Source organism: Methyloversatilis sp. (genome assembly GCF_030698125.1).
Taxonomy (GTDB): domain Bacteria; phylum Pseudomonadota; class Gammaproteobacteria; order Burkholderiales; family Rhodocyclaceae; genus Methyloversatilis.
Map to the genome: position 1 here is coordinate 50,064 of NZ_JAUYNV010000013.1, position 12,122 is coordinate 62,185.

The window sequence follows — 12,122 nt, forward strand, 5'->3', positions numbered from 1 at the left end:
AGGTTACTAGTTGACTTATTCGTAACTTGTTACGAAACTGGGCGCTCTCTTTCCGAAAGTGCCCGGTCATGGATGCCCGCCCGCTTCGCCTCCCCGCCGTCATCGGCGTCGTCTTCGCAATCCCGCTCGTTCTTGCCCTCGCCGCATGCACCCAGCCGGCACAGCCCGACCCGCGCACCGGTGTGCCGCGCGTGGCTGTTGCCGTCGTGCAGCCGGATCGTGCGGCGTCCCAGTCCTACACCGGCGTGGTGACCTCGCGTGTAGTCGGTGACCTGGGTTTCCGGGTCGCCGGCAAGGTGGTCGAGCGCCTGGTCGATACCGGTCAGACCGTACGGCGCGGCCAGCCGCTGATGCGCCTCGATGCCGCCGACCTCAATCTGGCGCTCGCGGCGCAGGCCGCGGCGGTCGAGGCGGCGCGGGCGCGCGCGATACAGGCGCGCGCCGACGAGCAGCGGCTGCGCGGAATGGTGGAGCAGGGCGCCGTGTCGGCCCAGGTGCGCGACCAGGCGGTCGCCGGCGCCGACAGCGCGCAGGCCCTGCTCGACGCGGCGCTGGCGCAGCAGCAGGTGGCGCGCAATGCGGCCGGTTACTCGCTGCTGGTGGCCGACAGCGATGGCGTGGTGGTGGACACCCTCGTCGAACCGGGCCAGGTGGTGCGCGCCGGCGAGCCGGTCGTGCGGCTGGCGCGCTCGGGCGCGCGCGAGGCGCTGGTCAACCTGCCCGAATCGGTGCGCCCGGCTGTCGGCTCGAGCGCCACCGCCACCTTGCACAGCCTGCCGGGCGCCACCTTCACGGCCCGCCTGCGCCAGTTGTCCGACGCGGCCGACCCGCGCAGCCGCACCTTCGAAGCGCGCTACCTGCTCGACGGCGCCGCGGCGCAGGCACCGATCGGCAGCACGGTCACCCTTGCGCTCGACCCCATGTCGGGCGACGCAGCGGGCGAGCGGGTGCGGGTGCCGATCGCCGCGCTGCACGACGCCGGCCAGGGTCCGGGCGTCTGGGTGATCGAACAGGCCGGCGACACCAGCCGTGTCACCTTCCGCCCGGTCACGCTGGCCGGTCTGGGTCACGACAGTGCGTCGATTTCCGCCGGCCTGCGTGCCGGCGAACGCATCGTCGCGCTCGGCGCCCATCTGCTGCGCGACGGCAGCGCCGTGCGCGGCCTCGACACGGCACTCGCCGCCGCGGGGCGCGCGCCATGAGCCGCCTCAACCTGTCGGCGCTCGCCGTGCGCGAGCGCGCGGTCACGCTGTTCCTGATCATCGCGGTGGCGGTGTCCGGCGTGTTTGCCTTCTTCAAGCTGGGCCGGGCCGAAGACCCGGTGTTCAGCATCAAGGTGATGACCTTCAGCGCCGCCTGGCCCGGTGCCACCGCACAGCAGATGCAGGATCTGGTGGCCGAGCCGCTGGAAAAGCGCATGCAGGAACTGGCCGGCTACGACCGGGTGGAAACCTTCACCCGGCCCGGCCTGATGTTCGCCACGCTGACGCTGAAGGATTCGACCCGCCCGGCCGACGTGCCGGAGCAGTTCTACCAGGCGCGCAAGAAGTTGGGTGATGAGGCGCGCCGCCTGCCGCCCGGCGTTTACGGGCCGTTCATCAACGACGAATACTCCGACGTGAATTTCGCGCTGTATGCGCTCAAGGCGCGCGACCTGCCGCAGCGCGATCTGGTGCGCGAGGCGGAACGGCTGCGCGAGCGGCTGCTGCGCGTGCCCGGTGTAAACAAGGTGAACATCATCGGCGAGCGGCCGGAGCGGGTGTTCGTCGAGTTGTCGTACGAGCGGCTGACCACGCTGGGCATCGATGCGCGCGACATTTTCGATGCGCTGGCGCGGCAGAACGCGGTGACGCCGGCCGGCTCGGTCGGCACCGACGGCCCGCGCGTGTTCCTGCGGCTCGATGGCGCCTACGCCGGTGTCGACACGCTGCGCGACACCCCGGTGCGCGCCGGCGATCGCACCTTCCGGCTGGGCGACATCGCCGACATCCGGCGCGGCTTCGAGGATCCGGCCACCTTCCTGATCCGCCACGACGGCGAACCGTCGATGATCGTCGGCGTGGTGATGCGGCCCGGCTGGAACGGCCTGGAGCTCGACCGCGCACTCGCCGCCGAAGAAGCGGCCCTCGCCGCCGAACTGCCGCTCGGGCTCAGCTTCACGAAGATTTCCGACCAGGCGGTGAACATCACCCAGGCGGTGGACGAATTCATGCTGAAGTTCTTCGTCGCGCTGGCGGTGGTGACCGGCGTGAGTTTCCTGTCGCTCGGCTGGCGCGAGGGCGTGATCGTCGCCGCGGCGGTGCCGCTGACGCTGGCGGCCGTCTTCATCGTCATGCTGATGACCGGGCGCGAATTCGACCGCATCACGCTGGGTGCGCTCATCCTGTCGCTCGGCCTGCTGGTGGACGACGCCATCATCGCCATCGAAATGATGGTGGTGAAGATGCAGGAAGGCATGGCGCGCGTCGAAGCGGCTGCACACGCGTGGACGGTGACCGCCGCGCCCATGCTGTCCGGCACCGCGGTGACGGTGATCGGGCTGATGCCGGTCGGCTTCGCGGCGTCGAGTGCCGGCGAGTACGCCGGCAACATTTTCTGGATCGTTGCCTTTTCGCTGCTGATGTCCTGGCTGGTCGCCGTCGTGTTCACGCCCTACCTCGGGGTGAAGCTGCTGCCGGCCGTGGCCGCCGTGCCGGGCGGCGCCCGCGCCATCTACGACACGCCGCGCTACCGGCAGCTGCGTGCGCTGGTCGGGTGGTGCGTGCGGCGCAAGGGCACGGTGGCGCTGGTCGTGCTGCTCATGTTCGGTGCATCGGTGGGTGCGATGGTCGTCGTGAAGAAGCAGTTCTTCCCGGTGTCCGAGCGGCCGGAACTGATTGTCGAGGTGACGCTGCCGTCGGGCAGCGACATCACCGCCACGCAGCGCACGACCGAAACGGTCGAGGGCTGGCTCAGGCAGCAGCCGGAGTCGCGCGTCGTCACCGCGTACATCGGGCAGGGCGCGCCGCGCTTCTTCTTTTCGCTGTCGCAGGAACTGCCCGATCCGGCATTCGCCAAGATCATCGTGCTGACCGCCGGCGCCGCGGAACGCGACATTCTCAGGCAGCGCCTGCGCGAACGTGTCGCCGAGGGCCTCGCGCCGGAAGCGCGCGTGCGTGCCACGCAATTGCTGTTCGGCCCGCCGGTGCCGTTCCCGGTGTCCTACCGGGTGAGTGGCCCGGACCTCGACCGCCTGCGCGCCATCGCCAGCGACGTCGAAGCGGTGATGCGCGCCCATCCGGACATGCGCGAGGTGCATCGCGACAACACCGGGCCGGCCGCCACGCTGCATTTCGTGCTCGATCAGGCGCGGCTCAGGCAGATCGGCCTCGCGCCGGCCGAGGCGGCGCAGCAGCTTCAGTTTCTGCTCGATGGCGTGCCCGTGACCGAGTTGCGCGAAGACATCCGTTCGGTGGCCGTGGTGGCGCGCGTCGGCGGGCCGCAGGGTGGATTTGATCGCAGCGACCCGGCCACGCTGGACGCCCTGTCCCTGATCGCCGCCGACGGCCGGCGCATTCCGCTGGCCCAGATCGGGCGCACCGAGGTGCAGCAGGAAGAGCCGGTGCTGCACCGGCGCGACCGCCACCCGACCATCGTGGTGCGCGGCGACATCGCCGAGCATGTGCAGCCGCCGGACGTGTCGGCCGGCATCGACCGTGCGCTGACCGACCTGCGCGCCGCACTGCCGGACGGCTACCGCATCGACACCGGCGGCTCGATCGAAGAAAGCAACAAGGCCAATCTCGCGCTGGCGGCGGTGTTCCCGGTCATGCTGCTGCTGATGCTGACGGTGATCATGATCCAGGTGCGTTCCTTTTCCGCGATGACCATGGTGTTCCTGACGGCGCCGCTCGGGCTGATCGGTGCGGCGCCCGCGCTGCTGCTGTTCGACCAGCCGTTCGGCTTCAACGCCATCCTCGGCCTGATCGGGCTGGCCGGCATCCTGATGCGCAACACGCTCATCCTGGTCGGCCAGATCGAAGCCAACAGTGCCGCCGGCCTGGATCGCCACGAGGCCGTCGTCGAGGCCACGGTGCAGCGCGCCCGGCCGGTGCTGCTGACTGCAGTGGCTGCGGTGCTGGCGTTCATCCCGCTGACCACCTCGACCTTCTGGGGCGCGCTGGCCTATACCCTGATCGGGGGGACGGCCGTCGGCACCGTGCTGACGCTGCTGTTCCTGCCGGCGCTGTTCGCGCTGTGGTTCCGCATCGGCGCACCGGCCGCCGGACACGCCCCTTCGCGTCCCCCTCGCTTGCAGACGGAGCATTGAAATGCAGACATCGAACAACGGCAACTGGGCACTCATCACCGGCGCATCCAGCGGTCTGGGCGTCGAATTCGCCCACATCCTCGCCGCACGCCGCATGAACCTCGTGCTCGCCGCGCGCGGCGTCGCCGACATGGAACGGCTGGCCGAGGCGCTGCGCAGCGCGCACGGCATCGAAGTGGTCGTGGAAGGCATCGACCTGTCCCAGCCCGCCGCCGCCGCCGAGCTCAAGCGGCGCACCGATGCGCGCGGGCTGCGCATCGAAATGCTGATCAACAACGCCGGCTTCGGTCTGCACGGTCCGCTGCTCGACGCCGATCCGGTGCGGCTGCCGCAGATGCTGCAGCTCAACATGGTCACGCTGACCGAACTGACGCAGCAGTACGCGCAGGACATGGTGCGCCGCGGGCGCGGCCGCATCCTGCTGGTGGCCAGCCTGCTCGGCTTCATGCCGGCGCCGTTCTACGCCGCCTACGCGGGCACCAAGCACTATGTGCTGGCGCTGGGCGAGGCGCTGCACGACGAACTGGCGCCGGCCGGCGTGACGGTCACAGTGCTGTCGCCCGGCGTCACGAAGACGGCGTTTTTCAAAGGCTCCGGCCACCATGTGTCGGCCACGTTGAACCTGATGATGATGGCGCCGCGCCCGGTCGCCGAAGCGGGCATCCGCGCGCTGATGCAGGGCCGCGCCGGCGTGGTGCCGGGGCTGGCGAACAAGCTGTCCGCCTGGTCCGCGCGCCTCGCGCCGCGCAGCGTGCAGCGCCGCATCATGCAGGCGCTGCTCGCCTGAAGTGCGCCGCTGAATGAAGACCGCTGTTGGGCATCGCTGCGCTCACCCCAACCTACGATCGTCACGCCGCTGTCGTTTGCTTCTGTAGGTTGGGGTGAGCGCAGCGATGCCCAACACCCCAGGGTCACCCCCGCACCACCCACCCACCCCCGCACCCACCCCGCATGGTGAAACAGCGCCGCAACATCCCCGCCGCCCCACCGTAGGTTGGGGTGAGCGCAGCGATGCCCAACACCCCAGGGTCACCCCGCACCACCCAGCCACCGCCGCACCCACCCCGCATGGTGAAACAGCGCGGCAACATCCCCACCGTCCCACCCGTAGGTTGGGGTGAGCGCAGCGATGCCCAACATCCCAAGGTCACCCCGCGCCACCCATCCACCGCAGCACGCCACCCCGCATCAGGAGATCTCGCCGCAATGTCCGCTCTGCACCACTCGTAGGTTGGGGTGAGCGCAGCGATGCCCAACATCACCCCGTCATCGCGCGCGCCCACGTCGATTACCGCCCCAACCAAGCGCGCTACGGCGGCGCGCCGCGGGCGGCCGCCAGCATGTCGTCGACGCGCACGAACTTTTCTGCCGGCTTGTCACGCGCCTGACCACGCGCCTGTTCGACACGTTCGATGGCCTGCCAGGCGGCGAAATCGATCACCCGGTGCGACCGGCTGTCGAGCAGGGACGCCAGCGCCTGCCGGCCAGGCCGGGAACCGGTGAAGCCCGGCACGTCCTGCAGCAGCCCGGCCACCGTGTCCAGGCTGTCGGCGCGGTTGGTACCGATGACGCCGGTCGGGCCGCGCTTGATCCAGCCGGTGACGTACCAGCCCGGCAGTGGTGTGCCCGCTGCATCGACGACGCGGCCGCCGGCGTTCGGAATCACGCCCGCTCGTGCGTCGAATGGCAGGCCGGGCAACGCGGTGCCGCGATAGCCCACGCTGCGGAACACCAGACCGGCGTCCAGTTCGAACTGCTCGCCGGTCGCGACGGCCGACTGCGCACCCGGCTCGCCGACGAGTTGCTGCCCGGCCAGCGCGATCCTGCGCACGCGCCCGTCACCGTGCAGGGCCGCTGGCGCGCGCAGGAAGTGCAGGTGGATGCGTCGTCCGGCTTCCATCGGCCGGGCGGCGAAGCCGCGCAGGATGTCCAGATTCTTCGCCGCATGCACGATATGGGGCAGCGTCAGTTCATGCCGGCAGGCCTCGCCGGGTTCGAGCGCCGCCGGATCGACCACCGGCTGCCAGCCGGGCAGGGTGCCCAGTTCGCGCAGCTCCTTCGGTGTGAATTTCGCCTGCACCGGACCGCGCCGCCCCACGAGGTGGATGTCGCGGATGCGCGAGCCGGCCAGCGCGTCGAGCGCGTGCTGCGCCATGTCGGTGCGGCGCAGTTCGTCGACCGGACGGGCGAGGATGCGACACACGTCGATCGCCACATTTCCCTGGCCGATGACCACCGCCACCTCCTGCGACAGGTCAAACGACAAATGTGCGTGATCCGGGCTGCCGTTGTACCAGCCGACGAAATCGCCCGCCGCATGCACGCCCGGCAGGTCTTCGCCGGGAATGCCGAGCGTGCGGTCCGCCCCGGCGCCGCAGGCCACGATGACCGCGTGATACATCGCGGCAAGCTCGTCGGCGGTCACGTCGCGGCCGAGCGCCACATTGCCGAAGAAGCGCAGCTTCGGGTCGGCGGCGATCTGCGCGAACACCGCGCTGACCGACTTCAGCTTCGCGTGGTCCGGCGCCACGCCGAAGCGCACCAGCCCGTACGGCACCGGCAGGCGCTCCAGCAGGTCGACCTCGACATCGAGCCCGCTCGCCAACAGCGCCTCGGCGGCATAGAAGCCGCTCGGACCGCTGCCGACGATGGCGACGCGCATTGGCTGTCCTGCCACGGCCATCGCGCTCAGAAGCCGAGCTGGCGGCGCTTGTCGTCGGCCCCGTCCAGCGGCGGCAGTTTGGTGCGGATCACCGGGTAGCGTTCCGCCGCCTTCGCATTGATGTCCATCCAGTGCAGCTGGTCTTCCGGCAGGTCGAATTCCTCGACGATGGCGCGCACCGGGCAGGCCGGTATGCAGGCGCCGCAGTCGATGCACACCTGCGGATTGATGTACACGCGCACCTCATTGACATGGAAGCAGGCCACCGGGCAGGTGGTCACGCAGTCGGTGAAGCGGCAGCCGCGGCAGCTTTCGGTGACGACGTGGGTCATGGCGCCCTCACACCTTCCGCACTTCGACCAGATTGTCGCAGTACGTGCCGGCCTGACCCAGATTGCAGTGGCGCGACGACGTGGTCGAATTGACCGCCGTGCCGCTGCGGTTCAGACCCGGCCAGTGGCCGACGTTGGTCATCATCAGCCCGGGCGACACATCCTCGCTCAGTTCGGCGCGCGCCTCGAAGGCGCCACGCTCGTTGAACACGCGCACATAGCTGCCTTGCTCGATCGCCCGCTTTCCCGCATCGACCGGGTGGATCACGATGAGCTGTTCGCCCTGTCGGCGCTGCTGCGTCGGTTCGTTGGCGTACTGCGTGTTCAGGAAGGCGTGCGGCTTGGGCGACACGAGATTCAGCGGATAGCGGCTGGCCGCTTCGGAAGCCGCGTTTTCGTGCGACGGGATGTAATTGGGCACCGCATCGACCGGCGTGCCCGGCTGCATGCCTTCATAGCCCGAGCGCCACACCGGCACGACGAAATTGCCGCCGGCCGCCGCGCTGGCCGCGAATTCGCACTTGCCCGACGGCGTCTTGAAATTGCCCTCGGCATGCGGCGCGCGCTCGCCCGGCAGACCGACGTTGAGCCGCATCCAGCCCTTGTCCTTCAGCTTTTCCAGCGTGATGCCCTGCATCGCCGGTGCGTCCCAGTCGTACGAGCGGCGGATCATTTCCTCGTCGCTCAGCGACCAGTGCTCGTCGGTGAATCCCATGGCACCGGCCAGCCGGCGGAACAGTTCGACATTGGGCACGCATTCGCCCGGCGGCGCGATCGCCGGCGTGTTGAGCATCACGTACAGATGACCCCAGGTCACCATCAGGTCGAGCTGTTCCGCCTGCATGGTGGCCGGCAGCAGGATGTCGGCGTACTTCGCGGTGTCGGTGATGAACAGTTCGCTGGCCACCGTGAACAGGTCTTCGCGCATCAGCCCGGCCACGATCTGGCCGGCATTCGGCGCCTGCGACACCGGATTCGAGTTGTAGACGAACAGCGACTTGATCGGCGGGTCGAGCGGCATGGCGCCAGTGAGCGCGGCGCCCAGATCGAGTTCGTTGATGACGCGCGTGCCCGGCTTGATCCAGTCCGGCCGGCACATGAAATCGAAGCGGAACGGAAATTCCCAGATCGGCATTTCCACCGTGCCGCCACCGACATGGCGCCAGGCGCCGGTCAGCGCCGGCAGACAGGTGATGGCGCGGATCGCGTCGCCGCCGCCCGGGCTGCGCTCCACCGCCACGCCCTGGCGGATGGCCGACGGTTGCGTGGTGGCGTACTCGCGCGCCAGCGTCAGGATGTCCTGCACCGGAATGCCGGTGATGTCCGACACCCGCTCGGGCGGAAACTCGGCCGCGCGCGCCGCCAGCTGGTCGTAGCCCACGGTGTACTTTTCGACGTAATCGGCATCGACCAGACCTTCGGCGATGATCACATTCATCATGCCCAGCGCCAGTGCGCCGTCGGTGCCCGGCTTGATGCGGATGTGCCAGTCGGCCTGCTTCGCGGTGCGCGTGCGCACCGGGTCGATCACCACCACCTTCGCGCCCTTGGCCTTCGCCTCGACGATGAAGGGCCAGGCGTGCAGGTTGGTGTTGAGCATGTTCATGCCCCACACGATGATGTACTTCGAGTGGGCGAGGCTTTCCACGTCCAGCCCGCCGGTCGGGCCGACGGTCATGATCCACGCGGTCGACGAGCCGGATTCGCAATAGGTCTTTTCCGCCACCGAGGAACCGAGCCGGTTGAAGAAGGCGTCGCCGGCGGTCAGGCCGTTCAGCGTGCCCTGATGGCCGAGGTAGCCGTGAGGCATGATGGCCTGCGAGCCGTGGCGGTCGATGATGTCGGTCCAGCGCGCCTTGATCTCGGCCAGTGCCGCGTCCCACGAAATGCGCTCGAACATGCCCGAACCCTTCGGCCCGACGCGCTTCATCGGGTACAGCAGGCGGTCCGGGTTGTAGTGGTGCTCGGCGAAATTCTTCAGCTTCACGCACAGCCCGCCACGCGTCATCGGGTGATCCGGGTCGCCGGTCACTTCCACCAGCTTGTCGTCCTCCACGTGGTACAGGAAGGCACAGGTATCCGGACAATCCTGCGGACAGGCGCCGCGCACGACGCGCGTTTCACTCAGATGCACTGACATGGAAGTCTCCCGGGGTGGCGTTGAAGGCAGGGCGGCCGGGCGCGTCGACGACGCGCCGGCTGCGCGATGGCACCGGGACAAGATAGGAGACGAAGCACCTGAGGCGACAGGGCCAGTCAGCGAAAAAAGGGGGGTGCCAGGGGGTGGGGCGCCCCCGGGGCATGTCGGGCTATCGATCGTTCGGCGTACCGCGCTGCGCAAACGGATCGAATGCGTCGATGCCCAGCGCCTTGAAGTCGGTCACGTTGCGCGACACCACGGTCAGGCCGTGCGACCGCGCTGTCGCGGCAATCATCGCGTCTTCGTACAAGGTGTCGGACTTGCGATGCATGAGCTTTGCCCAATGCCGGAATGCCGCACCATCCATCGGCAGCACGTTGTACGCCCCGGCGACCTGCTCCAGCCAGACCTCAATCTCGGCCGCCTTGGCGGCGTCCTGTTCGCGCGTCAGCTCGATGCCTGCCTGAATCTCGCCGATCGTGACGGCAGAAAGAAACAGGCTGGAGTCATCGACCGATTGCAGCCACGCCACGACACCCCCGTGAGGTCTGGGCCTGCGCAGCTCCGAAACGACGTTTGTATCGAGCCGATGCAAATAAGTAACTACTTCTGGGCTTCGACCGGCCGACGTCGGCCGTGTCCGCGCGGCGGTGCGATCGCCTCAGCGCGCGCGTCATCGGACAGCAGCAGTTCCTTCAGCGAAGGACGCGCGGCCGACTGCAGCCTGCGCCACTCCTGAACCGGCACCAGCACGGCCGCTTCAATGCCGCGCCGGGTCACCATCTGCGGCCCCTCTGCGAGGCAGGCATCCAGAAACTCACTGAACCGCGCTTTTGCATCCTGAACAGACCATGTATCCATGATTACCTCGAACAAACCAGATGACTGACTAGATTTTCAGCAAGTGGGGTGGGGTCAGACAAAGGGGGTAGTTCTTACTTGGGTCGATTTAGGGCGATTCCGTTAAGGCGATCGGACGCTTACAAAGTTGCGTCTGAAGATGCGAGAATCTCGCGATTAAGTTAGACGAAATTGGCTCAAAAGTGATCGATGGCATCCGTATTGAGGGGGTTGACCTCTTTTGTGGCGCCGGTGGCCTATCTTGTGGGCTGGCGACCCAAGGGGTTCGTGTGGTTGCAGGCATCGACGTGGACCCAGCGTGTCAGTACCCCTATGAAGCCAACCACGAAGGAGCTAGGTTCCTGCTGCGCGATGTCACAACGGTTAGCGGCGAAGAGCTGAATGCGCTGTGGTCGCCAGGTGTTGTGCGGCTCTTGGCTGGATGTGCTCCATGCCAGCCGTTTTCTAGTTACGCCAACACAGCCTCTGTCGACAAAGCCAAGTGGCGTTTGCTCCGGGAGTTCGCCCGTCTGGTGGACGAAAGCCGGCCAGACTTAGTCACCATGGAAAACGTACCTCGCTTGCAGAAGGCGCAGCCTTTCAAAGATTTTCTGTGCGCATTGAAGCGGGGGGGGTATCAAGTGGCCTACGCAGTAGTCAACGCTGCCGACTACGGCACGCCCCAGCAGCGAAAACGGCTGGTACTCGTGGCATCCCGACTCGGCCCGGTAGCCGCGCCAGAACCGACGCACAAAGGATCGGAGAACTGGGTGACGGTGCGCCGCGCTGTGGGACACCTAAAGAAGCTCAAGGATGGTCAGGCCTGCAAAAGTGACCCCCTGCACGTCGCCTCAAACCTTTCAGAACTTAATCGTGCGCGCATCCGAGTCAGCAAGCCAGGCGGTACTTGGCGCGACTGGCCGGATCATTTGGTGGCTGCCTGCCACCAGCGGGAAAGCGGCAAGCACTCCGCGGGCGTTTACGGGCGCATGGAATGGGACAAACCCGCGCCGACGATGACTACCCTATGCAATGGTTACGGCAACGGCCGCTTCGGTCACCCGGAGCAGCACCGCGGCATTTCCCTTCGCGAGGCGGCGATTTTCCAGTCGTTCCCTGAGACTTACCGCTTTGCCCGGGAAGGCGAGAAGGTATCCGTCAAGACGGTCGCTAGGCTTATTGGCAATGCTGTTCCTCCGAAGCTGGGAGAGGCAGTGGCCAAGGCCCTTAACGCGTCGGTTCAGGCCGCTGCAGGCGCAGCCGCAGGAGCGGGCGGTTGCGCTAGGTAGCGCTGGTTCCGCAGGTAATTGTCTACCTCGGCAGCAATCTTGCGCAGGGTGTCAAAGACCGATGAAGAGTCAGCTTCCAGAGACTCGACCGAAAGGTCTCGACCAAGGTCGGTGAAGCTCTTCTCCCCGTGCGCCAGCAGGTTTCGCTTTGTCTTGACTGCCTGAAGAGCCGGGCTCGTCAAGTGGCTGGGTGGCCTATCGTCCGGTGTCGGATCCACCACGCCGAACTTTTTCAGCTGCTCGTAGAACACGAGGCCGTCAACGCTGCCGGAGATGCCGTCCCCCCGCTTGTCTTTAGCAGAGGCCCGGCCTTGCCAGTCTGAAATCCAGTAAGAGAAGAGGCTCTTGTGCAGCGGGGCTGCAGACATGAGGACCGCAGTGTTCTTTTCCTTCCTGACTGTCTTCAGAACGTAAGCGTCCAGCCGTTCCACCTTGAGGCAGGAGAAGTCGGCCCGTAGTGTCCGCCAATTTTTAGGTGGACACTATGCAAGCGAAGGTGGCAGTGAAACGCAAGCGGCGGCGGCACAGTGAAGAGTTCAAGGCGCAGGTG

10 protein-coding genes are annotated in these 12,122 nt (G+C 67.3%); 4 read left to right on the forward strand and 6 right to left on the reverse strand.

Annotated elements, in window-relative coordinates; all coding sequences use genetic code 11:
• Nucleotides 1–68: 68 nt before the first annotated feature.
• From Q8Q80_RS05920 to Q8Q80_RS05930, 3 genes are read left to right on the forward strand one after another with little or no spacing between them, the layout of a single operon-like run.
• Nucleotides 69–1,202, forward strand: a complete 1,134-nt coding sequence (locus tag Q8Q80_RS05920; protein WP_305632032.1) for an efflux RND transporter periplasmic adaptor subunit — start codon at nt 69–71, stop codon at nt 1,200–1,202.
• The gene (locus tag Q8Q80_RS05925) at nt 1,199–4,309 is read left to right on the forward strand and encodes an efflux RND transporter permease subunit (RefSeq protein ID WP_305632033.1); all 3,111 of its coding nucleotides are present in this window, start codon (nt 1,199–1,201) and stop codon (nt 4,307–4,309) included. The genes Q8Q80_RS05920 and Q8Q80_RS05925 overlap by 4 nt, the downstream gene beginning before the upstream one ends.
• 1 nt (nt 4,310) lies before the next feature.
• The gene (locus tag Q8Q80_RS05930) at nt 4,311–5,096 is read left to right on the forward strand and encodes an SDR family oxidoreductase (protein WP_305632034.1); all 786 of its coding nucleotides are present in this window, start codon (nt 4,311–4,313) and stop codon (nt 5,094–5,096) included.
• Nucleotides 5,097–5,618: 522 nt separating this feature from the next.
• Here the strand turns inward: Q8Q80_RS05930 and Q8Q80_RS05935 are convergent.
• The 5 genes from Q8Q80_RS05935 to Q8Q80_RS05955 all read right to left on the reverse strand — a co-directional run bounded on the left by Q8Q80_RS05935 (nt 5,619) and on the right by Q8Q80_RS05955 (nt 10,304).
• Nucleotides 5,619–6,971: an FAD-dependent oxidoreductase gene (locus Q8Q80_RS05935; RefSeq protein WP_305632035.1), complete on the reverse strand. Its 1,353-nt coding sequence runs from the start codon at nt 6,969–6,971 to the stop codon at nt 5,619–5,621.
• A gap of 26 nt (nt 6,972–6,997) precedes the next feature.
• Nucleotides 6,998–7,303 (reverse strand): 4Fe-4S dicluster domain-containing protein, encoded by a 306-nt coding sequence (locus tag Q8Q80_RS05940; protein ID WP_305632036.1) that lies wholly within the window; start codon nt 7,301–7,303, stop codon nt 6,998–7,000.
• 7 nt (nt 7,304–7,310) lie between these two features.
• A complete protein-coding gene (locus tag Q8Q80_RS05945; RefSeq protein ID WP_305632037.1) occupies nt 7,311–9,443 on the reverse strand; it encodes a molybdopterin-dependent oxidoreductase in 2,133 nt (710 codons plus the stop codon).
• A gap of 169 nt (nt 9,444–9,612) precedes the next feature.
• Nucleotides 9,613–10,038: a type II toxin-antitoxin system VapC family toxin gene (locus tag Q8Q80_RS05950; RefSeq protein ID WP_305632038.1), complete on the reverse strand. Its 426-nt coding sequence runs from the start codon at nt 10,036–10,038 to the stop codon at nt 9,613–9,615.
• Nucleotides 10,039–10,046: 8 nt separating this feature from the next.
• Entirely contained in the window at nt 10,047–10,304 is a 258-nt protein-coding gene (locus Q8Q80_RS05955; protein ID WP_305632039.1) for a type II toxin-antitoxin system Phd/YefM family antitoxin, read from the reverse strand.
• A 182-nt stretch (nt 10,305–10,486) separates the two neighbouring features.
• On the opposite strand from Q8Q80_RS05955, the gene Q8Q80_RS05960 reads away from it, so the two are divergent.
• A complete protein-coding gene (locus Q8Q80_RS05960; protein WP_305632040.1) occupies nt 10,487–11,572 on the forward strand; it encodes a DNA cytosine methyltransferase in 1,086 nt (361 codons plus the stop codon).
• Here the strand turns inward: Q8Q80_RS05960 and Q8Q80_RS05965 are convergent.
• Nucleotides 11,524–11,940: an MAE_28990/MAE_18760 family HEPN-like nuclease gene (locus tag Q8Q80_RS05965; protein WP_305632041.1), complete on the reverse strand. Its 417-nt coding sequence runs from the start codon at nt 11,938–11,940 to the stop codon at nt 11,524–11,526. The genes Q8Q80_RS05960 and Q8Q80_RS05965 overlap by 49 nt on opposite strands.
• Nucleotides 11,941–12,122: the final 182 nt, after the last annotated feature.